The following is a 24502-nucleotide window of genomic DNA, read 5'->3' on the forward strand; positions in this document are numbered from 1 at the left end:
CCCGGTACAATCTGCCCACAGCATCCTGACAGAGCGTGAAAAAGTGTTTAAGCCGTGCCTGTTGCCACAGACCAATGGCAGGCTCAGAGGCCGCAAACGTCCAAAACTGCCTGCCTCGCCGGTACCTGTCTTTTCCTACTCAACGCAAAATCTGCGGTATCTGAATGCGCTACAGGCGCTCAGATCAAAGAAATTGTGTGGGATTACACGACAAACCTGACGCAGCAAAGCCGGTTCAAACGGTGCTTTACCAAGACTGATGCTGGTGGTTGGGGCCACAATCAGCGTTGTGATCGAATGACCTAACGTCGACCTTCACGCAGCCAACCCGCCAGAAGGAAACCACCGGCCAGCAAAAGCACCAGCCAGGGCGGTAGAACACCAGCCTGTGTTACAGAGCTGGTCTGGTAGGCATCGCGCGGGGTCAGCCCGATCCAGCCCCGCCCCGCCGCAGGCCGCCCAGCGCGGACATTGCGGATCGAAGGCAAACCGTCCTCGACCCGGATCACACCGCCGCGCAATTCGGCCAGAACCGGCTCAAGGATCTGATCAGTAGCAATCGTGCGCTCAAATTCTTTGGGGGCCGCAGGGCCCAACCCAATTACCGCCGAATGTTCACCCTCTTTCAGACGATAGAGGCCAATCTCGGGGCCGAAGATCTGAGCTTCGAACCGCCCTGGAGAAACTTCGTTCAGCGTCACCTCAAGTGTCTCGCCATTGGGCTGCGTGATGGTAACTGTTCCGACGTCATCCCCCAGGGTTTGACGGATGACGCGCATGATTTGACCATTTGCTTCGGCCCACAGAGCCTCTTCCTCAAGCTCGGGTTCTTTCATCATCCAATGTGCCAATCGCCGCAGCAGTTCAAGCTGCGGACCACCGCCGTCGAAGCCACGGCTCCAGAGCCAGGCGTGGTCAGAGGCCAGCATTGCCACGCGCCCCTCTCCGACCCGGTCCAGCACCAGCAGCGGCCGGTCATCGACGCCGGTCATCAGCGTTTCACCTGATCGGAACAGGACATCAACCTGGCGCAACCATGCACCCCAATGCTCGGAATCGCCCAGATCCGTGGTCACCGGGTGCCGGTGCCCCATATCTGTAACTGTGGGGACAAAGCGTTCTTCGATGACCCGCGCGGTGGGTTGGGCCGGAAGAATCGGCGCCAGCGGCGAGCGGAAGATACTGTCGGCACTGGCAAAATCAGGACCAGCCGCAATCAGAACCGCACCACCATCATTGATGTAATTGGTGACATTCTCCAGATAGACCGCAGGCAGAATACCGCGCCGCTTATAGCGATCAAAGATGATCAGATCGAAATCGTTGATCTTTTCCAGAAACAGTTCTCGAGTCGGAAAAGCGATCAAAGACAACTCGTCCACAGGCACACCATCCTGCTTTTCAGGCGGTCGCAGGATCGTGAAATGCACCAGATCAACCGAGCTGTCGGATTTCAGAAGGTTCCGCCAGGTCCGTCCACCTGGATGCGGTTCACCCGAAACCAGCAGCACCCGCAGACGGTCGCGCACACCGTTCATCTGAATCAGTGCGGTGTTGTTGCGGTCGGTCAACTCTCCTTCGACGCCGGGTACGGTAAACTGGATGACATTCCGCCCGCCATGGGACAGCTTGACCGGTAGCTCGACATCGACACCGATTGGAATGGTGAAATGCTCTGGCGCATTGCCATCAACCGAAATTTCCAAAGGCGCATTCGCAGCCGCAACAGGAACTGCGCCGCTATCCTCAACCCGCAACGTCAGCGTGACCGGCTCTCCGATAATGGCAAAAGCCGGTGCATTGCGGACGATCAGACGGCGGTCCCAGTCGCTGGCCCGCCCAGTCTGCAACAGGTGCATCGGTGCAGGCAGGTCAGGGGCCTGATCAACGTCATGCACGATCCCATCCGAAACCACGAGGATCCCCGCAATGCGCGCACAGGGTTCCTCGGCCAGGACTTTGTTCAGCGCAGCCATGACCTGTGTGCCCTCATCCCCATCGCTGTCAGCCACCCGGATCCGGCGCAGCTCGGTATTGTCGCGCGTGTCGATCTCGGCCGCCAGTTCGGCAGCGGCCTGTGCTGTCTGTTCCGGGCGATCGGACAGGGTCTGGCTGGCGCTTTCATCCTCGATCATCACCACGATGTCGGTCAGCGGAGTGCGATCTTCGACCTGATAAACAGGCCCCGCCATGGCCGCGATCACGACCAGGGCGGCCAACCCGCGCAAGGCCCAGCCAGACAGGCCCCGCCACAGGGCTAGAACAACGCCTGATATGGCAATCGCGGCAACGACCATCAGAACGGGCCACGGAATCAGAGGGTCAAAGATAACGGTTCCGGTCATTGTCCCAACCTGTCCAGCAGCGCAGGCACATGGACCTGATCCGATTTGTAATTCCCGGTCAGCACATGCATCACCAGATTGACGCCAAAACGATTGGCCAATTCCCGCTGCCGCTCACCGGCATATCCGCGCCCAACCGGCAACAAGGCCTGCCCGTTTCGGTCGACGGCCCAGGCCCCGGCCCAGTCATTCCCGCCGATCACTACCGGTGTCACATTGTCGTTTAGGTTGCGGAACGGCATGCCGTCGATCTGTTCCGCATCCGGCGGGGCGGCTTCGACCCAAATCTCGGTACCAGCATATCGGCCCGGGAAATCCTGCAGCAAATAGAAGGCCCGCGTCAGAACATGGTCATCCGGAACAGGCTCTAACGAAGGGATATTCAGCGGGGCGGCCAGTTGTTGCAGCTTGCGGCCATTGGGGCTGGCTGCACCGAAACGCGCCACATCCGCGTCGCGCGTGTCGAACAGGATCATGCCGCCCGAGCGGAGATAGGCATTCAGCTTGGCATAGGCTTCGTCCGAGGGTTGCGGCTGTTCCGGCGTGATCGGCCAGTACAGCAGCGGGAAAAACGCCAGCTCGTCCCGTTCCAGATCAACGCCGATGGGCTCTGCCGGTTCGACCGAAGTGCGGAAGAACAAAGTTTGCGCCAAGCCACGCATCCCGGCGCCCGCGATATCGTCAACCTGCGCGTTTCCGGTCTTGACATGAGCCAGTACCAGCTCTTGCGTTGCCATCAGGGCAAAATCGGTTTCCTCGGGCGTCTGAGCCTGAAGGTCAGGTGCAATCAGCAACGCACCCAGCGCCATCGCCGCGGCCCGGGCCAGCCCAAGTCGCCCCGACAACAGAAGTGACGCAATGACGTCCACCGTCAGCAAGATCAGCGCGAGGCTAAGCAAAATTCCCCCGACCGGCGTTTCGGCGCTGATTTCCTGCCCTTTGATGGGCACATCGGATGGCCAGACAGCGGGCATCAGAACCGAGTCCGCGTCCAGCACATTCAGCGCCAGTTTTTGCTTGCCGCTTTCATACAGGCCCGGCTGCAGGTCCGGCCCGATTGCGCCGGCGGCAAGATCAACCCCATCGACGCCTGCCAGATTATCTGCATCCGACAAGCCTCCAAATCCGTCCATGACCTGCAGCGGTTCCCAGGTCGTGCCCTGCAACTGCGACTCCTCTCGGGATTTCGCAGCCGAGGCGACGGCCAGCCGATCCAGCATCTCGACAAACAGGCCCGAGAGGGGAAGGCTCGACCATTCGGCATCAGCGGTGACATGGAACAGCACCACCTGCCCCAACGCCAACGCCTTGCGCGTGACCAGAGGTGTGCCATCCGAGAGCGATGCAATCACCCGATCGGCCAAATTAGGGTCTGGTTGCGCCATGACCTGCGTGGTCACCGAAACATCCGGTGGCACGCGCAGCCCGTAGAAGGGTGAGGTTTCGGGGAACGGGGCCAGACCTTTGGCCTCACCCCAACTCATCGCGCCGCCGACCGAACGGCCACCGCTGCGCAGGCGCACCGGCAGCAAGGTATCCTCGACATCCCGCCCCAGATCGCTGGCGGCCATGCGCGGCCCGGCAAAGCGCAACAGCAGCCCACCCTGTTCGACCCATTCGGTCACCGCCAGTTGTTCCGCTTCGGCCAATTTCGCCACATCCGCCAGAACAATCACATCCGGATTGGCGGGCAACACATCCATCAACCCGCCCTCGACAAAATCCGCGGTCGGGACCAAAACCTGTGTCAGATAATGCAGCGGCGACAACAGCTCTAACCCTTCACGGTTCAAACTGCCCGCAAGTAGGGCCACCTCACGCCTGCGCAGGCTGTCATCGGTCAGCGTTACGGCACCCGCCGACCGCTGGCCCTGAATCTCGAACCGGGTGATTCTGGCCCGTAGTTCCGAGGGCAGCGCCAGCTCCACCTGAGCAAGCGTTTCGCCTTCAGCAAAGACGATATTGGCGGATTGCAGAACCCGCATTGCGCCCGCCGGATCGCGCCCCTGTGCCAAAATGGTCAGGATGTTTTCCGGACCAGCAGTGGCGCGTTGGGCCGTCAGTTGAATGACACCATCCTGATAGGCGGCGGGCAGAATCGCATAAACAGGCGAGCCTGACTGGTACACGGTTACTTCCCCGCGCGATTGCAACGCAGCCAGAACCGTTTCCCGACCCGCAAATTCCAGACCGTCGCTGAACCAATATGTATCAAAACCACCATCAAGCTGATCCAGCATATCGAGCACCTGATCCATCTGCAGCTGAGTTGGTTGCCAGGGCATCGGAGTCACCCCCGGAAGCCGACCCCGCCACGCTTCGGCGGCCTGAAAGACTGGGGCTTCTGGCTCCGTCAAGTTGAGCAAGGCCACCGTGCGTCCGGCGCGTCCGGCCTCGGTCAGCTGCGTATCAAGCTGGTCCTGAAGCGATGGCCAGCCGCTTGCACCTGCCCAGCTGGCATCCAGCACCAACAACAGCGGCCCCGAACCCACCTGATCCCGCGAGGGATTCAAAACCGGCCCGGCCAGACCGATAATGATCGCCGCCGCCGCCAGCATTCGCAACAGCAGCAGCCACCATGGTGTCCGATCCGAAACACTCTCGTCGTCCTTCAGCCCCAGCAGCAGCGTTACGGCCGGAAACATTCGCCGGATCGGCGCAGGCGGCACAGCGCGCAGGACCAGCCACAGGATGGGCAGGGTCAACAATCCCAGCAACACCCAGGGCGCGGTAAAGCCTATCCCAGCCAAAACCGTCATACTCTGCCCCCGTCCAAAGCGCTATACAGCCATAACAGAGCCGCCTGTGCGCTGTCGCCAGTGTGGTGCAGCCCCAGTTGCCATCCCGTCACCCGACACAAGCGCATCAAGGTATCCTTTCGTTCGGCAAGGCGCGCAAGATACCGGTCACGAAGATCAGAAGCCTTTAGCGTTTCATGCCGGGCCGAGCCGCCCACGCTTTCGAAAATGGTGCGTCCACGATAGGGGAAATTCTCTTCACCGGGATCCAGCACCTGCAGGACCACCCCGCGCACGCCACGATCCGCAGCTTTGGACAGGGCCAGTTCAACCTCTTCCATCGGGCCAAGAAAATCGGAGATGAACACCGCCCGCGCATGGGGGATCATGGCGCGGTGTTCGGGTGGCGCATAGTCGGCTTGATCATCCTCGGACCAGGCCTGCGCAAGCCGGATGATCTGGGCATTGCCGCGCCGGGGCGGCAGAGTTGTGCCCGTCAGGCCCACACGCTCACCACCACGCGCCAGCAGGATCGAAGTTGCCAGGCCCAGCAACCGCGCCCGATCCGCCTTGGTGGGCAGCGAAGCGTCCGAGGCAAAGCGCATCGACGCGCCCTGATCCACCCACAGCATCACCGATTGGGCAATCTGCCACTCGCGTTCGCGCACAAATTGTTGATCGCCACGGGCCGAGCGGCGGTGGTCGATCATCCGGCGGCTGTCGCCAACCTGTGCCGGGCGGTATTGCCAGAAATCATCACCCATCCCGGATCGGCGACGCCCATGGTCACCCAGCAAGACGGTTCCGGCCAGATGTTCCGCCCGCGCCAACAGGGGCGGTAGCCGGGATGCCTCGGCCTCGGATCTTTCACGAAGAGTCAACCCGGCATTCACGCCGCAGCCTCGGTTCGGATCAGCCCAAGCGCGGTCGAGTCAATCAGATCAGCCAGGCTGTCACCGCGCGCCCGGGCCGCAAAGTTCAGCGCCATACGATGGCTGAGAACCGGGCGGGCCATCTCAAGAACATCTTCGGCGTTGGGGGCCAGTCGCCCCTGCAACATGGCGTTGGCACGCACCGTCATCATCAACGCCTGCGCCGCGCGGGGGCCAGGGCCCCAGGCCACGGTTTCGGCCACACGATCGGACACGCCTGCTTCGCCGGGGCGGAATGCGCGGACCAGATCCAGAATCAGTTCGACCACAGACTCGCCAACCGGCATCCGGCGCAACAGAAGTTGCGCCGCCAGCAATTCCTCTTTGGTGAAAATCTGATGTGCGTCGTCTTCTTCGACACCGGTCGTGGCCAGAAGGATATCCCGCTCGGTCTGACGATCCGGGTATTCGACGTCAATCTGCACCAAAAAGCGGTCCAACTGCGCCTCGGGCAGCGGATAGGTGCCTTCTTGTTCAATCGGGTTCTGCGTGGCCAGCACGTGAAACGGCTCATCCAGCGCACGATCCTCGCCCGCAACGGTGACGGTGCGTTCCTGCATCGCTTGCAGCAAAGCCGACTGTGTACGCGGGCTGGCGCGGTTGATCTCATCCGCCATCAGCAATTCACAGAAGATCGGGCCGGGAATGAACCGGAAGTGGCGACTGCCATCCTCGGCCGTATCCAGAACCTCGGACCCCAGAATATCAGCCGGCATCAGATCCGGCGTGAACTGGATACGGTTGCCATGCAGGCCCATCACGGTCGACAAAGTCTCAACCAGCCGGGTCTTGCCCAGCCCTGGCAATCCGATCAGCAATGCGTGCCCGCCGCATAACAGCGCGGCCAGCGTCAGATCCACGACCCGCTCTTGCCCGATAAAGCGTCGGGTGATCGAGGCCTTGGCCTCTTGCAGTTTAGTTTCCAGCGCTTCGATCTCGGATACGAGGTCGGCAGGTTCGCTCATGACTTTCCCTTCCGTGGACGAGTATGGTTGAAGTGTATCGCGCGAAAAGGAAATGGCAAAAGTAATGAGCGGACAAATCCCTGTGACACCTTCTCCTGATGGCATTGCGGCATCAGTCAAAGCCGCGAAAACACGGGATTTACCCCCTGTTCACCTGTGGAATCCCCCGTTTTGTGGCGATCTGGACATCAGGATCGCAAAAGATGGTTCTTGGAGTTATTTAGGCTCGCCCATCAACAGGTTCGAGCTTGTGAAGCTTTTTTCCTCAATTCTTAAGAAAGAAGAGGGCAAATATTATCTGGTGACCCCGGTCGAAAAGGTGGGAATCACGGTCGAGGATGTCCCGTTCGTCGCTGTCGACTTTGATGCCACAGGCTCAGGCGCGGCGCAGATTTTGACTTTCAGCACCCATGTGGGTGACACGGCCAAGGCCGGACCGGATCACCCGATCCGTGTTGAGTTTGATCCGAAGACCCAGGAACCCTCGCCCTATATCCTGATCCGCGCAAATCTAGAGGCGCGCATTGACCGCAAAAGCTTTTACCGACTGGTCGAGATCGGCACCGATCATGAAGACTGGTTCGGGGTATGGTCAGGCGGTCAGTTCTTTCCGCTGATCCGCTCAGCCGATCTGGGCTGAGCGCGGCCTGCGATCCTGCGCCAGAACAACGGCGACCGCCACGATGCCCGCGCCCAGCGCGCGGGTTGAATTCCATTCATCCCCCAGCACAATCATGATCAGCATCACGTAAAATGGCGCGATGTTCATATGGAATGAGGCCAGCGCCACGCCCAGCTTGCCAACCGAAGCAACGAACAGGATCTGGCTCAGCCCCAGCGAAATCAGCGCATAGATCCCCAACATCCCGATCTGCTGTCCGTCAATGGCAACCTCGGGGATCACCTCCATGCCCAGCAGCCCAGCGGCAAAGCACAAGATCACGGCCATGGCAAAACCACCGATCAACGTGATCGTCGCGCGCCCGGTCTGGCTGAGTTCGGGAAAATCGCGCGCTGTGGTCATGCTTCCCCAACTGAAAAAGACGACCGACACGACCGCGCATAAGGCCCCAAGGCCCAGCTGCGCCGGGGCGACGGCGCTGGTGGCGATCAGCCCGCCGATAATTGAAACCAGAACGCCTAGGCCAAAATTCCAGCTCAGCCGACGTGTGCCCGCCTTAAGCTCCAGCAGGGTTGCGATTAGTGGCGCGCAAGAGGCGATGATGACGACGGTTACCGGATCGGTCAGCTTTTGCGCCAGGATCAGCAGGAACATCGGGCAGCCAAAGCCAAACGCTCCGACGATCATGGCCCATCCCCATCTGGCCCTTAGAATACGGCTGGGACCGTCCAGCATCAGCCAGATCGGCAGCAGCACCAGAACCGCCAGACCCAGACGTGCCGCAAGCAAGCCCACCGGCGACCAGCTTTGCAACAAGACCTCCGCCGCCGGAAAACCTGCGGCCCATGCCAGCATCGAGGCAACCGCCAACCCGTTGCCAGACAACGCGGAGTTGCGGTCGGCAGACATAGAAATAGCGGTCCCGCGCACGGGGTCAGGGCTCAGTGCCATGGGTCATACCTCTGGTCAAAGCGACGCCAGAAATGATTCGCCGCATTGTCCCGAACGTCACTGAATTAAACTGGGTGATCTGGCCGATTTTCGACAATCTGTCGTTTTCAGTCCCTTTCGCTGAAATCACCCGACCGATATGGTCCGGCGAACAGACACGCAAAGGCCATCCATGCCCAAATTCGCTGCAAATATCTCATTGCTCTTTACCGAACTGCCCTATCTCGACAGGTTTCAAGCTGCCGCGCAGGCCGGGTTCAAGGCTGTTGAGGTTCTGTTTCCCTATGATCTGGCTTCCAAGGAAACCCGCCGTGCTCTGCTGGCTAACGGGCTCGACCTGGTGCTGATCAACGCGCCGCCACCCAACTACACCGGCGGAACTCCCGGATATGCCGCCGTTCCGGGCGGTGAGGCGCGGTTCCAGTCCGACATCCGCCGTGTTCTACGCTATGCTCAGGCGCTGCGGCCCGAGAAAATCCACATCATGTCGGGATATGCGACGGGTTCGGCTGCCATGGATTGTTTTGTGCAGAACCTGCAATGGGCAGCGGACCACGCGCCCCAGCAACCCTTCACGATCGAGCCGCTCAACCCAGTATCGCAGCCCGACTATTTCCTGAATTCCTACGATCTGGTGGCCGAGGTTCTGGATCGCGTCGACCGACCCAATGTCGGCCTGCAATATGACAGCTTCCACGCCCAGATGATCCATGGCAACGCGCTGCAAGTCTGGAAGGATTACCAAGACCGCATCGTACACGCCCAGATCGGAGCGGCCCCGGATCGCTCAGAGCCCGGTCGAGGTGAGATGAATTTTGCCGAGTTGTTCCGAGCGATTGATGACAGCGGCTACACCGGCTGGGTCAGTGCCGAATATCAGCCCTCGATCCAACGTACCGCCGATACACTCGGCTGGATGCATCTTTGATTGTCCGTCCGCACTGGAATATCCCGGAAAAATAGCGCAGATCAAGGCAACCACAGACCAAGGATGCCCGGATGATCCCTGCCCGCTATGCCCGCGCCCTGTTCAGCCTGATCATGTCAGGCCTGATGTCCTGCATCGTCACCGGCATCGCCACAGCCAAGGCCATCGGTTTCGGCCCCAACACACTGGGCGACTGGATGAGCTCATGGGCCTTTTGCTGGCCCATCGCCTTTACGGTCATCCTGCTGCTGGGACCCAGCGTGCAACGGATGGTCAACCGCATGGTCAGACCGCAGGGCTGACCCGCCGCGAAGAGGGCCCGCCGGGCCTGATGAGAGGCGTTGCTAGTGCGCCTCGGCCCAGTTTGCGCCCTGGCCCGCATCCACGCTCAGCTTGACGTCCAGTTTCACCGCCGGGTCGGATGCGCCCTCCATGATGTCACGCGCCGCGTTGATCAGCGGGTCAACAGCGTCCTCGGATACTTCGAACAGCAATTCGTCATGCACCTGCAGCAGCATCTTTGCGGGCAGGCCCTGGATCGCATCCGGCATCCGCACCATCGCGCGGCGGATTACATCGGCAGCTGTTCCTTGGATCGGCGCGTTGATCGCCGCCCGGCGCGAGAATCCCGCATGCGGCCCTTTGGCATTGATCTCGGGCGTATGGATTTTGCGCCCGAATAGGGTCTGCACATAGCCATTCTCTTTGGCAAAGGCGACGGTGTCGTCCATATAGGTCCGAATGCCGGGGAAGCGTTCGAAATAGCGGTCGATGAAGCCCTGCGCCTCGGCCCGTGGAATGCGCAGGTTGCGCGCCAGACCAAAGCCCGAGATGCCATAGATCACACCAAAGTTGATCGCCTTGGCCTGACGGCGAATATCCGGCGTCATCTCATCCAGCGGCACGTCGAACATTTCCGACGCAGTCATGGCGTGAATGTCCAGCCCATCGGTAAACGCCTGCTTCAAGGCCGGAATATCGGCAATATGCGCCAGAATCCGCAGCTCGATCTGGCTATAATCCAGGCTGACCAACACATTTCCCGGTTCGGCAATGAACGCCTCGCGGATGCGACGACCTTCCTCGGTGCGCACGGGGATGTTCTGCAGGTTCGGATCGGTCGAGGCCAAACGACCCGTGTTCGCCCCGGTGATCGAATAGGATGTATGCACCCGGCCCGTATCGGGGTTGATATGGGTCTGCAGCGCGTCCGTATAGGTCGATTTCAGTTTCGATAGCTGCCGCCAATCCAGCACCCGACGCGGCAACTCATGCTCGGTTGCCAGATCTTCAAGGATATCGGCACCGGTCGAGTACTTACCCGTTTTGCCCTTCTTGCCGCCTTCCAGACTCATCTTGTCGAACAGAATCTCGCCCAGCTGAGCGGGCGAGCCGACATTGAAGCTTTCACCAGCCAATTCATGGATTTCAGCCTCTAACCCGGCCATTTTCTGGGCAAACGCGTTGGACATGCGGCTGAGGACATCGCGGTCAACCTTGATGCCATGCATCTCCATTTCGGTCAGAACCGGCACCAGAGGGCGCTCCAGCGTTTCATAGACGGTCGTTACCTGAACCTGATGCAGCTGAGGTTTGAACAGTTTCCACAGCCGCAGGGTGATATCAGCGTCCTCGGCGGCATAGGCCGTGGCCTCGTCAATCGGAACCTTGTCGAAGGTGATCGCGGATTTGCCGGATCCCAGCAGCGGTTTGATCGGAATCGGCTTGTGGTTCAGATAACGCTCGGACAGGGTGTCCATGCCATGCCCATGCTCGCCGCCATGCATCGCATAGGACATCAACATCGTGTCATCAATCGGCGCCACATCCACGCCATAGCGGGCAAAAATCTTGGCATCGTATTTCATGTTTTGCCCGATCTTGAGGATCGACGGGTCCTCTAACATCGGTTTTATCAGTGTTAGAGCCTGTTCAATCGGCATTTGCCCCTCGGCCAGAGCGTCCGAGCCGAACAGATCGTCGGTGGCGCTTTGACGATGGATCAATGGGATATAGCAGGCCTCGCCCGCCTCAATGCAGAGCGAAATGCCAACCAGATCTGCGATCATCTCGTTCAGCCCGGTGGTCTCGGTGTCCACTGCAACCCAGCCACGCTCATAGGCCTGGTCTATCCATTTCTGCAAAGCCCCCGCGTCGCGGACGCATTCATACTTCGACGCGTCGAATGGAATGTCTTCAGCCTCGGCCACATCTGCAACGGGCGCAGGCGCGTCTGCAATCACCGGTGCCTCGGCCCCCAGCTTGTCCGCTATGCGCTTGGTGAGGGTGCGGAACTCCATCTCAGCCAGAAAGCCCAGCAGAGTGTCAGGTTCAGGGTCTTGCACCTCAAGATCGTCTAAGGTGAAATCCAGCGGCGTGTTCTCATCCAACTGCACCAGTCTTTTCGACAGCTCAATCTGGTCGCGTTTGTCGATCAGGGTCTGGCGGCGTTTGGGTTGTTTGATCTCTTCGGCGCGGTCCAGCAGGGTTTCCAGATCACCAAATTCATTGATCAAAAGCGCCGCCGTCTTGATCCCAATGCCCGGAGCCCCCGGCACATTGTCCACGCTGTCCCCGGCCAGCGCCTGCACGTCCACCACACGTTCAGGCCCGACGCCGAATTTCTCGAACACACCATCGCGGTCGATGCGCTTGTTCTTCATCGCATCCAGCATTTCGACCCCATCGCCGACCAGCTGCATCAGGTCCTTGTCGGAACTGACGATCGTGACGCGACCACCGGCCTCACGCGCCTGTATGGCAAGGGTGGCAATGATGTCGTCGGCCTCATAGCCCTCAAGCTCTTTGCAGGCGATATTGAAGGCGCGGGTCGCCTCGCGGGTCAGCGGCATCTGAGGGCGCAGATCCTCGGGCATCGCCTCGCGATTGGCCTTGTAAAGGTCATACATATCGTTGCGGAACGTATGAGAGCCCTTGTCGAAAATCACCGCCACATGGGTCGGCGCGTCTGGCCCGGTGTTTCCTTCGACATATTTCTGCAGCATGTTGCAGAACCCAGACACGGCCCCAATCGGCAACCCATCCGACTTCCGCGTCAGCGGCGGCAGCGCGTGATAGGCCCTGAAGATAAAGGCCGATCCGTCAATAAGATGAAGGTGACACCCTTTTCCGAAATTGCTCATGCGCGCGCTCCCTGTCGGTCAGGGATGGTTCTGCCACAGGGGCGCACGGGTGACCAGTACAGAAGGTGAACTATCCGCCGAACAGGCCGCCAAATACATCCGAAAAGCTGTTGAGCAGCGCCATAATGACCAGCACACCGAGGAAAGCGAAAAACGCAAAAGCAAAGAACTGAAACAGGATTGCGCCGATGCCGATTGCGATACCCGCAATGGCCGGGCGCAGTTTTTCATGGCGCAGAATGCCTATGGCCGACAGGATGACGGCCAATCCTCCCAAAAGGGCTACGCCGATCTGCAGAAAGTCGTCCAGATCACGGACCCGGGCCACCGGCTCGGGTTGGTCCAGCCCGGCGGCCGAGCGCAGGGTGGATTTTCCAAGCTCGGCTGCAAGCTCTCCCAAAGACACGCCAGTCGATTGTTGCGGTGCGAATGGCCCGGCCCAGAACAGGAACAGGGCGCCCAACAGGGCCATCGCGGAAACACTAAAACCAATCCATCCGAAGACCGGTTGGTTGGTATTTTGGATACTGGCGTCCATCAACACACTTCCTCCATTGAGCCGGCGCAAAGCTATCGTCAGAACACGACATTAGTTGGGCAGGTTAGACCTTGCCTGATTGGTTTATCAAGCGGGACAAAGTGATCGAGTAAGGCAATGGAACCCAAGTGCCGAAGTCTTCATTCGCAGCCCACAGCACCTCACCGGCCCAGACATGGCAGGTTCGCAGCGCGTTGAAACGCCCTCTGGCCTTAAAACTGATTGTGGTTGGAAAAACCCGGCAGCCAGGAGGCCTGTAGATCGGCCCGCTGACCAGGCGATTTCGATCGTATCATCGCCCTGCGCCCGATTTCCCGATCCGGTTAGAAGCATTCCGATAGCGGCGGCCAGAAAATAGCCAACAGCTCCAATGATCAGGCAGAGGTAAAACCTGCCCGCGGCTTTGCACATTCAGGCGCTGGCCTCGTGCCCTTTTAAGACAAATTTGCAGTCGCAATAGGGGCACTCGACCCAGCCGGTGTCTTCGGGGATCTGTAACCAAACACGTGGGTGGCCCAATGCACCTTCGCCGCCATCACAGGCGACACGAGAGGTTTCGACGATCTTGGTTTCCGGCGCTTCGATTGTCACGGCTGGCGATCCTTCACTGGTTGTCGGCCTCGCGGGCATGCATTAGGTGCGTTTATGAGCGATGAGCAAACCGGGGGCAAGAGCCACATGGACAATGCGGCAATCAGGATCGAAGGGCTGCGCAAGACCTATCGCGGCAGCAAGGGCCAGCCTGAAAAGCAGGCGCTGAAGGGCATCGACCTGACAATCCCGCGCGGTTCAGTCTTTGGATTGCTGGGGCCGAACGGGGCTGGGAAATCGACCCTGATCAACATTCTGGCCGGGTTGGTGGTGAAATCTGCAGGCCATGTGTCGATCTGGGGTCATGACCAAGACCGCAACCCGCGCCAATCTCGCGCTGCCATCGGCGTTATGCCGCAAGAGCTGAACCTGGACCCTTTCTTTACCCCGCGCGGTGCTTTGGAGGTTCAAGCTGGCCTATATGGTGTACCAAAGGCGCAGCGGCGCAGTGATGAAATCCTCGAACTGGTTGGCCTCAGCGACAAGGCCGAGGCCTATGCCCGCACCCTGTCCGGCGGGATGCGGCGCCGGTTGCTGTTGGCCAAGGCTTTGGTGCATAACCCCAAAGTGCTGGTTCTGGACGAACCCACAGCGGGCGTGGATATCGAGCTGCGCCAAATGCTCTGGGCCAACGTGCGCAAGCTGAACCAGCAGGGCATGACCATCATCCTGACGACGCATTACCTGGAAGAAGCACAGGAGATGTGCGACCAGATCGCCATCATCAATCATGGCGAAAAGATCGCACAGGACAGCACGGCAGACCTGCTGGGCCGCATGGATGGTCGGACGATGGTAATTATTCCGGATGGCCCCGTCACTGAACTGCCTGCGACCGAGGGAGTCGAGGCCACACTGCGCGACGATGGCAGCCTGGTGCTGCGCTATCGCAGTGCCCAGACCAGTGCCGAACAGGTTCTGGAATCCGTCAGGGCCGTGGGCATCCGTATCCGGGACGTTCGCACCGAAGAAGCGGATCTTGAGGATGTGTTCCTGGCCCTGACCTCGACCCGGGCGGGCGATGTCCCGGCAGCTGATCTTGATCAGCCGCGCCGGGGATTGCACCGGGTTAAGCTTTAGGCGCGGTCGATCCGCGCGTGATAGCAGTTATTCGACGCGGATCTGATGTGGATATAGGCGACATCCGCGCGGGCAAAGATATCCCCGGCAGCGTTTTGCAATTCCGCCTGCGGCGTAATGATCCCGGTGCCGTAAACAATCCTGTCGTCCGATCCGTACCCTTTAATCAGATAAGTGGGTGAGGCGGTCAGCGCCTGGGGCAGGTTGGTGAGATCCTCATAGCGCTGACAAGGCTCTACACAAAGGTAAATCGGCCCGGTTTCAGCAAAAGGTTGTGTCGCTGGAAAGGGCCGGTGGGCCAGCACCAGCATTTCCTTTCCCTTGGGAATATAGGTCAGGCAATGACGGCAGGGGTTTCCTTCCCCGTACGATATCGCCCGTTCGGGCGGGTTGCCATAACCATCAGGCGCGCCTTGGCGATAGGCCTGAACCTGCGCGGTGGGCAGGGCAGATATTTTGTGCATGTTAGGTCTCCTTCTTTGTACAAAAGATGCCTGACCCGGCGAGGGGAACCGACCCGTTTCCTGCGCAAACGCTTCTTTGAGACAGCGCGACATATACGCGCCGTGGCTTGACAGCACGGGCTACAATCCGATCTGAACGGGACGCAATTCAGTTTCGGAACGCCCATGTCCAAACCTACCTCTCCTGCCCGCCCAGGAATTCCTCCGAGGTTTCCCGCCACCGCTGAACAGATCATGTCGCAGGTGAGCGCATTCTACGCCCGCGTCCGGCAGGACGAGGCACTGGCGCCGGTCTTTGCAAACCATGTCAGCGACTGGCCCCCGCATGAGAACAAGATCGCCGCGTTCTGGCGCAACGCCATTCTGTATGAGCGTTGTTATGACGGAAATCCGCAGCGTATTCACATCGAAAGGCCCGATATCAGGCCCGAATTGTTCGATCATTGGCTGGACCTGTTCGAGGAGGTGGCCCATAGCACCCTGCCTCCCGAGACCGCGCTGCCCTGGGTGGCGCTGGCCCGGCGCATCGGCGTAGGGATGAAAGTGGGTGTACAATCCGCGCGCCAGCCAAAGGACGCGCCACCGATCCTGCGATGATCTCAGATCATGGCCGGTAGTCATGTTAGCGGTAAAATAAGGGCTATCAGACTCTGAAAAATGGGTTTATGCAACGGATGAACCCACCATTCCGCTGCCCAAGGCCAGACCGATGAGCACTCAAAACACCACCCTCCGGGGACTTGGCTATGCGTTTCTGGGCTTTGCTGTCTTTGCCAGCCACGATGCGCTGATCAAGGTGCTGGGCGGAACCTATTCGGTGATGCAAATCATCTTTTTCGCCACGCTGTTTTCCTTTGTGCCGATGGCTGTGACAATCCTGACAGACCGCTCTACCGGCAACTTCCTTCCGCACCATCCCTGGCTGGTCCTGCTGCGGTCAGGGTTGATGGTCACAGGCATGTCCTGCGCATTTTATTCCTTTTCGGTCCTGCCTTTGGCCGAGGTATATTCACTCCTGTTCTCTTTCCCGCTGATCGTCACGGTCCTGTCGATCCCCATATTGGGCGAGGTAGTCCGCGCCCAGCGTTGGGCCGCGGTTGGCGTGGGCCTGATCGGCGTGTTGATCGTTCTGCGCCCGGGTACCACGGACATCACGCTAGGCCATCTGGCGGCGCTGACGGCCGCGTTCTGCAGCGCTTTCGCGTCGGTTTTGGTCCGTAAGATCGGCAATGAGGAACGCTCGGCCGTTCTGATCCTTTATCCGATGCTGCTGGCCATAGTGGTCATGAGCATCGCGCAACCGGCCGTTTATCAGCCTCCGTCCCTGTTGCATCTGGCCATGATGGCACTGGTCGGAGTGTTTTCTGTCATTGCCCAACACCTGATTATTCTGGCTTATCGTGCCGCGCCAGCGGGGGTCATCGCCCCCAGCCAATACAGCCAGATCATCTGGGCCACGATCTTTGGCATGGCGTTTTTCGGCGAAAAGCCAGACGGCTGGGTTGCCGTGGGGGCCAGTGTGATCATTGCCTCGGGCGTCTTCGTCGTCTGGCGCGAGAGCCGGTCGAACACCACCTCAGCCAACACCCCGGTTCTGCGGGTTCGTTCGCCCCGATCCGATACGGGGGCGACACGACCGGGGGAATGACCCCTGCCTTTATGGCTCTTTGCATCTGATCCTGAGACCACCATTTTCGCCGCTCTTTTCAAACCGGTCTATGGCGCGCACCAGATCGCTCAGCCTTTTGTGGCCATAAGAGCGGGAATCAAAATCCGGATACATCTTACCCAGCTGACTTCCGACAATCCCAAGGCTGGTCCAGCCGTCCGGCTCATTGGTATTCTGAACGACATTGCGAATAAGCTGAAAGGCATGGTTCAGCTCTTGCTTTGGCTTTGGGCTTTCGGACTTTTTGGCCTGTGGGTTATGTGCCGCTGGCTTCTCAATATTATCAATATAGATGAACCGGTTGCACGCTGCCACAAAGGCCTTGGGGGCTTTGCGTTCTCCTATTCCGAACACATCCAACCCCTGCTCGCGTATCCGACTGGCAAGTCGCGTGAAGTCGCTGTCTGACGAGACCAACACAAAGCCGCTGAACCGACCCGAATGCAGAATATCCATGGCATCAATGACCAAGGCAATGTCGCTGGAGTTCTTGCCGGATGTGTTGGCGAATTGCTGATGCGGAACGATGGCGTATTCGGCCAGAGATTTGGCCTCCCATCCCTGCGGTGATCCGTTCGAGAAATCCCCGTATATCCGCCTTAAACCAGCCTCACCGAGCGTGGCAATTTCTTCGAAAATCTCTGCTGCATGTTTTGCAGAGACATTGTCCGCATCGATCAGAACCGCCAGACGGTCTGTCCTTTCTGTCGTCACCTGAAATCCTCAACCTTAAATTTAATTCATGGTAAGGAATGTAAGACGCAAAAAGGGCGAGCAAAAGCCCGCCCTCGGAAACTATTTCGGTTTTCTCAGTAAACCACGACCGAGCGGATGCTTTCGCCCTTATGCATCAGGTCGAACCCATGGTTGATGTCGTCCAGGCCCATGGTGTGGGTGATCATCGGGTCGATCTCGATCTTACCTTCCATGTACCAGTCGACGATCTTGGGCACATCCGTGCGGCCACGGGCGCCGCCAAAGGCCGTACCGCGCCAGGAACGACCGGTGACCAGCTGGAACGGGCGGGTCGAGATCTCGGCCCCTGCAGGTGCCACGCCGATGATGATCGATTCACCCCAGCCCTTATGTGCAGATTCCAGCGCCGTGCGCATCACGCCGACATTGCCCGTTGCGTCAAAGGTGTAATCTGCACCGCCTTTGGTCAGGTTGACCAGATAGGGCACCAGATCGCCCTCGACCTCTTTGGGGTTTACGAAATCGGTCATCCCGAACCGGGTGGCCATTTCCACCTTGGACGGGTTCAGGTCGACGCCGACGATCTGATCGGCCCCTGCCAGTCGCAGGCCCTGGATCACGTTCAGGCCGATGCCACCCAGACCAAAGACGATGGCGCGGCTGCCGATCTCGACCTTGGCGGTGTTGATCACCGCTCCGATGCCGGTGGTCACACCGCAACCGATATAGCAGATCTTGTCGAAGGGCGCGTCCGGGCGCACTTTGGCAAGCGCGATTTCCGGCAGGACCGTGTGGTTGGCAAAGGTCGAGCAGCCCATGTAATGCAGGATTGGATCACCATCCAGCGTCGAGAACCGAGAGGTGCCATCGGGCATCAACCCTTGGCCCTGCGTCGAACGGATCGCCTGACACAGGTTGGTTTTGGGATGCAGGCAGTATTCACATTCGCGACACTCGGGGGTGTAAAGCGGGATCACATGATCGCCCGGCTTCAGGCTGGTCACGCCCGGGCCGACCTCGACCACCACACCTGCGCCTTCATGGCCCAGAATGGCGGGGAACAGGCCTTCGGGGTCTGCACCCGACAGGGTGAATTCGTCGGTGTGGCAAATGCCGGTCGCCTTGATCTCGACCAGAACCTCGCCCGCCTTGGGGCCTTCGAGGTTCACATCCATCACTTCCAAAGGTTTGCCGGCCTGAACGGCGACAGCGGCACGGGTGCGCATGATGTACTTCTCCCAGTCAAATTTGGCCTGACCCTGCGTTAAATGCAGGGTTTTTTCAACTGCGCTTTGATGGCAGCAATGCTAAATATTTGATATTACAGAAACGACATTGCCAGAAAGAGGAGCGCCAATGCGCCGTTTGACCCCTGTTTTGATTTTGCTGGTCGCATGTACGGAGTCGCCCGCTCCTGAGGACGCGCCACTGCCACTTGAACCCGCCCCGGTCGATTTGGCTTTTTGCAGAGGAGAGCCATTTGCCGATGCGATTGGCAAGCCTGTATCGACCATTCAGTCGCAATTACCCGAACGGTCGCGCGTTTTAGGCCCCGATGACATCGCCACACAGGATTATCGCATCGACCGGTTGAACGTCTTTGTGGACGGCTCGGGGATCATACAGAATCTGACCTGCGGTTAAGCCTGGCAGAAGCTCAAAACCCCAATGTTAGGGCCTATCTTCCGCGATATATCACCCAATCCGGCAAATAGCCCACAAGGCGGATCAGCCATGAAAACGGAGCTGGGAAGTCTGTGCGGAATCTGTGGCGGGACATTGCCCGAACCACATGCTGGGCCGCGCCCTGAGGCGTCATCAGCATCGGCATCCTGAAACTGTTCTTTTCGGTCAGGCGAGTCTTGATGAAGCCGGGATTTACGATCCGAACCGTGACGCCCGAACCCGCCAGATCATGCCGCATGGTTTCTGCCAGTGAAATCAAAGCCGCCTTGCTGGCACCATACCCGACTGCAGATGGCAGGCCATGATAGCCGGACAGCGACCCGATCAGCGTGATCTCCCCCTGCCCGGCCTTAACAAACCCAGGAAGTATTTCGCCCAGAACCCGCAAAGCGCCCTGAAAATTCACATCGGACATCCGAAGAGCGGCCTCGGTGTTCCACTCAATGCTGCGCATCGGGTCATAAGCTCCGGCATTATAGATAAGGCCATCCACCTTTCCGGCAGCGGAAGCGGCACGTCGAACAGAGTCTAAATCGGCGACATCGCAACGAATGGCTTTTGAATTTGGCAGAATGCTGCAGATTTCATCCAGGCGTTTCGCGTTTCGCGCCGACAGGATCACCCGGGCGCCGCGATTGCTTAGAGCTTGCGCCAATGCACGACCCAAACCTTCGCTTGCGCCAACTATCCAATAAGTTTTCCCGTCAAAGCTGTTCATGCCGACCATTTCTGAATTGTGTTATTGCAATACGGTTACACGGCCAGTTTGGATCACCTTCGGTTGCTCGCGGTGAGGCCGCTAAATTGCAGCCGCACCCGAAAAACCCCTGTCTTGAATGATCCAATCCTGCTCCTACTGCGTATTCTTTATCAAAACGTCACGTAACGAGGCTATCATGTTCGACGAAACCCAAAGGGGCAGGAAAAAAATCGCCATAGTTGGCGCAGGCATTTCAGGCCTTTCAGCGGCTTATTATCTTTCCGAAAACAATGACGTGACACTCTTTGAGGCTGAACCCAGGCTTGGCGGGCATGCCCGCACGGTCACGGCGGGAAAAAATGGCGATCAGCCCGTCGATACCGGTTTTATCGTCTTCAACTATGCCACCTACCCTTACCTGACACGGTTGTTCGATACGCTGAACGTGCCTGTCGAAAAATCCGAGATGAGCTTTGGTGCGACCATCGACAACGGGCGCATCGAATACGGGCTGAACAACCTGCGCACTCTTACGGCGCAGAAACGCAATCTTGCGCGGCCGGCCTATTACAAGATGATCGCCGACATCCTGCGTTTTGGCAGAGAGGCCCCGGACGCAGCCAAGGACGATGACACAACCATCGGAGAGCTGGTTGATCAGCTGCGGTTGGGGCACTGGTTTCGGCACAATTACCTGATGCCCATGTGCGGGGCGATCTGGTCGACCCCGGTTGAATTTGTGGATCAATTCCCGGCGCGGTCGCTGGTGCAGTTCTTTCGCAATCACGCTCTGCTGGCCAATGGCCGCGCCAATCAGCACCAATGGTACACGGTCAAGGGCGGCAGCATTGAATATGTCCGCCGGATTGACGCCACCCTGCGTGCCCGCGGGGCCGAAATACGTCTGGCCAGCCCCGTTCAGAGGGTTCAGCGCAATGAGATAGGCGTGACCGTTCACAGCCAAGGCCAGTCGGATCAGTATGATGAGATCATTCTGGCCACCCACTCGGATCAATCCCTTGCCATTCTGGGCCAGGATGCCACCCCAGCCGAAGCAGCCGCGCTTGGCGCGATCCAGTATCGGCCCAACACGGCCATCCTGCATTGCGATCCGTCGCAGATGCCCAAACGCCGGGCCTGCTGGTCCAGCTGGACCTATCGCTCACAGGCCGGGAATGTCGGGGTGACCTATTGGATGAACAGGCTGCAGAATATTCCCGACAGTGACCCGCTGTTTGTGACGCTGAACGCCTCATCCGAGATCGCCGCCGACAAAATCTATGATCAGGTCGAATTCGCCCATCCGGTTTTTGACAAGGCCGCACTTTGGGCACAGGGGCAAATCCGCGAGATGCAGGGACAGAACCGCACCTGGTTTGCGGGCGCCTATAACCGGCACGGGTTTCACGAAGACGGGATTGCCAGCGCCATGCATGTCGTCGAGCGGATCACTGGCGGCCCGCAAACCATCGGAGCAGACAATGGCACCCCCGAACAGATCGCGGCCATCCCTGTTGCGGCCGATATTTGAGCTGTTGCGCCAGGCCATTCTGGCGCTGGCGATGGTGCTGCCCTGCGGTTTAGCGGCGTCACCTTTGGCTGAACGGTTGGACGATCCAAAAGTTCTGGGCAGCTCTACGTTCCGGTTCCTGGGTTTGCCGGTTTACGATGCCAGGCTTTATACGCCCGGCGGCGCACCGTTTGACTGGAATCAAGAGTTCGGACTGAAACTGACATACCGCAAATCCATCGCGCAGAAGGCTCTGATCAAGTCGACGCTTGACGAAATGGTGCGACAGGGCAACCCGCCTCCAACCGCCGATCAGTTGCAGGCCTGTTTTCAGGCCGTCAGCAAAGGCGACAGCTATTTGGCAATCTCGGAGGGGCCGGACAAGATCGGGTTCTGGCGCAATGGCAGCAGAACCTGCACCTTGTCGAGCCCGGGCATCACGCGCGCATTCATGTCGATCTTTCTTGGCAGCAACACTAGATCGGCCAACTTTACCCGGCAGTTGAAGGGTCAGTGATGCTGTATCCCCGGGTCAGTCTCTATGCGTTGATGCTCGCCGCTGCAGGCATCCCGCTTTACATTCACCTCCCACGTTTTGCGGCGGTCAATCTGGGCATTGGCCTTGGGGTGATCGGCGCCGTCCTGTTGCTGATCCGTTTGGTTGACCTTGTGCAGGATCCCCTGATTGGCTGGGCGATTGACCGGTGGCCTGGTGGCCAGCTTTTGTTTGCTGCCCTCGCCGCACTTGGGCTGGCCGTTGGCTTCCCGCTGCTGTTCACTCTGTCTGAGGGCGCGTCCGTTGCCAGTTTGGTGGCCATCCTTATCCTGCTGTTTTCAGCCTACAGCCTGGGAACCATCCTGCTCTATGGCCGCAGCGCCACGTTGGCCAAAACGCCCACCCCGTCCGAGCTGATGACACTCGCCGCCTATCGCGAAGGCGGACAGCTAACCGGCGTGATACTTGCCGCAAGTGCCCCCGCGCTGTTTGTTGCCTTTGGCGCGCAGGCGCAGGGCTATCCTGCGTTCGGGCTGTTTTTGGGCCTCATCGCCATTCTGACCTTTGTCCTGACGGCCCCGATCTGGCGACGCGCGCCGATCACCGGACAGGCCCTGACCCTTGCAGGGCTGGGCGATGCCGGAGCCTTACGCCTGCTGGTTCTGGCGCTGATCAACAGCTTGCCGGTCGCCATCACCTCGACTCTGTTTCTGTTTTTTGTCGAAGACCGGCTGCAACTGCCAGGCATGGCAGGACCGCTGTTGATCTTGTTCTTCCTCAGCGCGGGGGCAAGCGTGCCCCTTTGGGCGCGGCTCAGCAATCGGATTGGCCCGAAACAGACCCTAATGATCGCCATGCCGCTGTCGATTGCGGCCTTTGTCAGCGCCGCGACGCTGTCAACCGGCAGCCTAGCCGGGTTCGCCCTGATCTGCATTGCATCGGGCGCCGCACTTGGGGCGGATATGGTGGTGCTGCCGGCCATGTTCTCGGTCGCTCTGACACGCGCAGGTCTGAACGCATCCGCCGCATTCGGCATCTGGTCATTCGCGGGCAAGCTGGGGCTGGCCCTGGCGGCCTTTTTCACCCTTCCATTGCTGGAACGCAGCGGATTCACTCCGGGACAGGCAAATTCAGCCGAGGCGCTGCGAACGCTCAACCTCGCCTATGCCATTTTGCCCTGCATCCTGAAACTCGGCGCGTTTGGAATGGTCCTGACGCTGCCAACTGAGGTCTCAGCCAAATGAAACTACTTGCTATAGCCCTGCTCATCATCTTCGCCCTGTCCATCGCAAAAGGGCGCTATCTCAGCTTTCGGGCCCAATCGCCTGAGGATTACAGCGGCACCGGCCCCGCGTTTAAGATGACGGAAAACCTGAACGGGGAGATCCTGTCCGAAGGGCTGATCTATGGCCCCGACGGTAAGATGTCGAACAGCTTTGTCGCCCGTATGGTCGGGGAATGGGGCGGCAACACAGGCACTCTGACCGAGAATTTCACCTATTCCAACGGCAAGAAGATGGCCCGCAAATGGTATCTGACTCTGGGCACAGGAAACACATTCATCGCGACAGCAGATGACATCGTGGGCGAAGGGCGCGGCACGGTCTCGGGCTCGACCGTAAAGCTGACCTACAAGATCATCCTGCCCGAGGACGCAGGGGGACACACGCTGGACGTGACCGACTGGATGTACCTGACGGAAAGTGGCGTGATCATGAACCGGTCCGAGATGCGAAAGTTCGGCATCAAAGTCGCCGAGCTGATCGCCACCATGCGCCCGGCGCCCTCCACCAAATCGACCTATCTGGACCGGGCGAATGGCCATGACACCGCCGCTGAAACACGGGTGCTGCAATGAAACCACGTCGTCTTGTCATCGCGGGCCTTGCTGTTCTGGGGCTGACCGTTCTGGCTGCCTGCTCCGCGAAACCCCGAACCCCCAAGACCTTTTTGTCCGATCGGCAGTTGAACCTGGAAGAGTTCTTTGAGGGTCAGACTGTGGCCTATGGTCAATTTCAGGATGTTCTGGGCAATGTGCCACGCCGGTTCACTGTTGATATCAATGGTACATGGGATGGCGAGACGCTGACCCTGATCGAGGATTTCGTTTATGACGACGGCGCAACCGAGCAGCGCGTCTGGACCCTGACCAAAACCGGCGAGGATACCTGGACCGGCACAGCCCCCGGCGTGCTGGGCACCGCCAGCGGGATCGAGCGTGGCGATACCTTCAACTGGACCTACAAGATCGACCTGCCCGTCAAGGATGGGACCATGCGGGTCGATTTCGATGACTGGATGTGGCTGCTGAGCGATGACCGGCTGCTGAACCGGGCCTATGTCTCGCGCTATGGCATCCGGCTGGGTGAAGTCATTTTGTTCTTTGAAAAGAAATAGTCAGACAGAAAAAGGGCGGACCCGAAGGCCCGCCCTTAGATCAATATGGTT

Annotated in this window: 24 protein-coding genes; 12 read left to right on the forward strand and 12 right to left on the reverse strand. The window is 59.2% G+C overall.

Features of this window, described 5'->3' with window-relative positions:
* Positions 1-302: 302 nt before the first annotated feature.
* Genes AC2FIM_RS15925 through AC2FIM_RS15940 form a run of 4 tightly spaced genes read right to left on the reverse strand, consistent with a single transcriptional unit; the run spans position 303 to position 6980 of the window.
* Positions 303-2345 (reverse strand): hypothetical protein, encoded by a 2043-nt coding sequence (locus AC2FIM_RS15925; protein ID WP_496732157.1) that lies wholly within the window; start codon positions 2343-2345, stop codon positions 303-305.
* Entirely contained in the window at positions 2342-5104 is a 2763-nt protein-coding gene (locus tag AC2FIM_RS15930; RefSeq protein WP_281973327.1) for a DUF4159 domain-containing protein, read from the reverse strand. Before AC2FIM_RS15930 ends, AC2FIM_RS15925 begins: the two co-directional genes overlap by 4 nt.
* Positions 5101-5976: a DUF58 domain-containing protein gene (locus AC2FIM_RS15935; protein WP_142638555.1), complete on the reverse strand. Its 876-nt coding sequence runs from the start codon at positions 5974-5976 to the stop codon at positions 5101-5103. Before AC2FIM_RS15935 ends, AC2FIM_RS15930 begins: the two co-directional genes overlap by 4 nt.
* Positions 5973-6980 (reverse strand): AAA family ATPase, encoded by a 1008-nt coding sequence (locus AC2FIM_RS15940; protein WP_271951824.1) that lies wholly within the window; start codon positions 6978-6980, stop codon positions 5973-5975. The genes AC2FIM_RS15935 and AC2FIM_RS15940 overlap by 4 nt, the downstream gene beginning before the upstream one ends.
* 64 nt (positions 6981-7044) lie before the next feature.
* On the opposite strand from AC2FIM_RS15940, the gene AC2FIM_RS15945 reads away from it, so the two are divergent.
* Complete coding sequence (locus AC2FIM_RS15945) at positions 7045-7620, forward strand: DUF1285 domain-containing protein (RefSeq protein ID WP_281995727.1); 576 nt, start codon at positions 7045-7047, stop codon at positions 7618-7620.
* Here the strand turns inward: AC2FIM_RS15945 and AC2FIM_RS15950 are convergent.
* Positions 7603-8553, reverse strand: a complete 951-nt coding sequence (locus AC2FIM_RS15950; protein WP_246097260.1) for a DMT family transporter — start codon at positions 8551-8553, stop codon at positions 7603-7605. The two genes, AC2FIM_RS15945 and AC2FIM_RS15950, sit on opposite strands and share 18 nt — an antisense overlap.
* Positions 8554-8725: 172 nt before the next feature.
* Here AC2FIM_RS15950 and AC2FIM_RS15955 point away from each other — a divergent pair, with 172 nt between their 5' ends.
* Together AC2FIM_RS15955 and AC2FIM_RS15960 are read left to right on the forward strand one after the other, a co-directional pair.
* Entirely contained in the window at positions 8726-9481 is a 756-nt protein-coding gene (locus AC2FIM_RS15955) for a hydroxypyruvate isomerase family protein (RefSeq protein ID WP_496708244.1), read from the forward strand.
* Positions 9482-9552: 71 nt separating this feature from the next.
* Positions 9553-9783, forward strand: a complete 231-nt coding sequence (locus AC2FIM_RS15960) for a DUF2798 domain-containing protein (RefSeq protein WP_281973331.1) — start codon at positions 9553-9555, stop codon at positions 9781-9783.
* Between the two features lie 42 nt (positions 9784-9825).
* Here the strand turns inward: AC2FIM_RS15960 and polA are convergent, their stop codons facing one another.
* From polA to AC2FIM_RS15975, 3 genes are all read right to left on the reverse strand, one after another.
* Positions 9826-12624 carry a DNA polymerase I gene (gene polA / locus AC2FIM_RS15965; protein WP_496732160.1) on the reverse strand — a complete coding sequence of 933 codons (2799 nt, stop codon included), beginning with the start codon at positions 12622-12624 and terminating at the stop codon, positions 9826-9828.
* A 70-nt stretch (positions 12625-12694) separates the two neighbouring features.
* The gene (locus AC2FIM_RS15970; protein WP_281973333.1) at positions 12695-13162 is read right to left on the reverse strand and encodes a hypothetical protein; all 468 of its coding nucleotides are present in this window, start codon (positions 13160-13162) and stop codon (positions 12695-12697) included.
* A 411-nt stretch (positions 13163-13573) separates the two neighbouring features.
* Positions 13574-13753, reverse strand: a complete 180-nt coding sequence (locus AC2FIM_RS15975) for a zinc-finger domain-containing protein (protein WP_142638543.1) — start codon at positions 13751-13753, stop codon at positions 13574-13576.
* Positions 13754-13840: 87 nt separating this feature from the next.
* On the opposite strand from AC2FIM_RS15975, the gene AC2FIM_RS15980 reads away from it, so the two are divergent.
* A complete protein-coding gene (locus AC2FIM_RS15980; RefSeq protein WP_496708257.1) occupies positions 13841-14833 on the forward strand; it encodes an ABC transporter ATP-binding protein in 993 nt (330 codons plus the stop codon).
* Here AC2FIM_RS15980 and AC2FIM_RS15985 read toward each other — a convergent pair.
* The gene (locus tag AC2FIM_RS15985) at positions 14830-15297 is read right to left on the reverse strand and encodes a DUF1203 domain-containing protein (protein WP_496678462.1); all 468 of its coding nucleotides are present in this window, start codon (positions 15295-15297) and stop codon (positions 14830-14832) included. The two genes, AC2FIM_RS15980 and AC2FIM_RS15985, sit on opposite strands and share 4 nt — an antisense overlap.
* A 165-nt stretch (positions 15298-15462) precedes the next feature.
* Between AC2FIM_RS15985 and AC2FIM_RS15990 the strand changes: the two genes are divergently transcribed.
* Positions 15463-15894: a group III truncated hemoglobin gene (locus AC2FIM_RS15990; protein WP_281973335.1), complete on the forward strand. Its 432-nt coding sequence runs from the start codon at positions 15463-15465 to the stop codon at positions 15892-15894.
* A gap of 112 nt (positions 15895-16006) precedes the next feature.
* A complete protein-coding gene (locus AC2FIM_RS15995; RefSeq protein WP_271951812.1) occupies positions 16007-16945 on the forward strand; it encodes a DMT family transporter in 939 nt (312 codons plus the stop codon).
* Positions 16946-16954: 9 nt separating this feature from the next.
* On the opposite strand, the gene AC2FIM_RS16000 is transcribed toward AC2FIM_RS15995, so the two are convergent.
* A complete protein-coding gene (locus AC2FIM_RS16000) occupies positions 16955-17680 on the reverse strand; it encodes an NYN domain-containing protein (RefSeq protein WP_271951810.1) in 726 nt (241 codons plus the stop codon).
* Positions 17681-17775: 95 nt separating this feature from the next.
* The gene (locus tag AC2FIM_RS16005) at positions 17776-18888 is read right to left on the reverse strand and encodes an S-(hydroxymethyl)glutathione dehydrogenase/class III alcohol dehydrogenase (RefSeq protein ID WP_271951808.1); all 1113 of its coding nucleotides are present in this window, start codon (positions 18886-18888) and stop codon (positions 17776-17778) included.
* Between the two features lie 130 nt (positions 18889-19018).
* On the opposite strand from AC2FIM_RS16005, the gene AC2FIM_RS16010 reads away from it, so the two are divergent.
* Positions 19019-19306: an I78 family peptidase inhibitor gene (locus tag AC2FIM_RS16010; RefSeq protein ID WP_496678465.1), complete on the forward strand. Its 288-nt coding sequence runs from the start codon at positions 19019-19021 to the stop codon at positions 19304-19306.
* Positions 19307-19340: 34 nt separating this feature from the next.
* On the opposite strand, the gene AC2FIM_RS16015 is transcribed toward AC2FIM_RS16010, so the two are convergent.
* Positions 19341-20066: an SDR family NAD(P)-dependent oxidoreductase gene (locus AC2FIM_RS16015; protein ID WP_496678467.1), complete on the reverse strand. Its 726-nt coding sequence runs from the start codon at positions 20064-20066 to the stop codon at positions 19341-19343.
* A 178-nt stretch (positions 20067-20244) separates the two neighbouring features.
* On the opposite strand from AC2FIM_RS16015, the gene AC2FIM_RS16020 reads away from it, so the two are divergent.
* The 5 genes from AC2FIM_RS16020 to AC2FIM_RS16040 are packed head-to-tail and all read left to right on the forward strand — an operon-like array spanning position 20245 to position 24451.
* Positions 20245-21579 (forward strand): NAD(P)/FAD-dependent oxidoreductase, encoded by a 1335-nt coding sequence (locus AC2FIM_RS16020; RefSeq protein ID WP_496708242.1) that lies wholly within the window; start codon positions 20245-20247, stop codon positions 21577-21579.
* Positions 21530-22075: a hypothetical protein gene (locus AC2FIM_RS16025; RefSeq protein ID WP_496708241.1), complete on the forward strand. Its 546-nt coding sequence runs from the start codon at positions 21530-21532 to the stop codon at positions 22073-22075. The genes AC2FIM_RS16020 and AC2FIM_RS16025 overlap by 50 nt, the downstream gene beginning before the upstream one ends.
* Positions 22075-23298, forward strand: a complete 1224-nt coding sequence (locus AC2FIM_RS16030) for an MFS transporter (RefSeq protein WP_142638528.1) — start codon at positions 22075-22077, stop codon at positions 23296-23298. Before AC2FIM_RS16025 ends, AC2FIM_RS16030 begins: the two co-directional genes overlap by 1 nt.
* A complete protein-coding gene (locus tag AC2FIM_RS16035) occupies positions 23295-23912 on the forward strand; it encodes a DUF3833 domain-containing protein (protein WP_496708240.1) in 618 nt (205 codons plus the stop codon). The genes AC2FIM_RS16030 and AC2FIM_RS16035 overlap by 4 nt, the downstream gene beginning before the upstream one ends.
* Positions 23909-24451 (forward strand): DUF3833 domain-containing protein, encoded by a 543-nt coding sequence (locus AC2FIM_RS16040; protein ID WP_142638524.1) that lies wholly within the window; start codon positions 23909-23911, stop codon positions 24449-24451. Before AC2FIM_RS16035 ends, AC2FIM_RS16040 begins: the two co-directional genes overlap by 4 nt.
* The last annotated feature ends 51 nt before the right edge of the window (positions 24452-24502 follow it).

The organism is Ruegeria sp. CDSC052, from assembly GCF_059610685.1.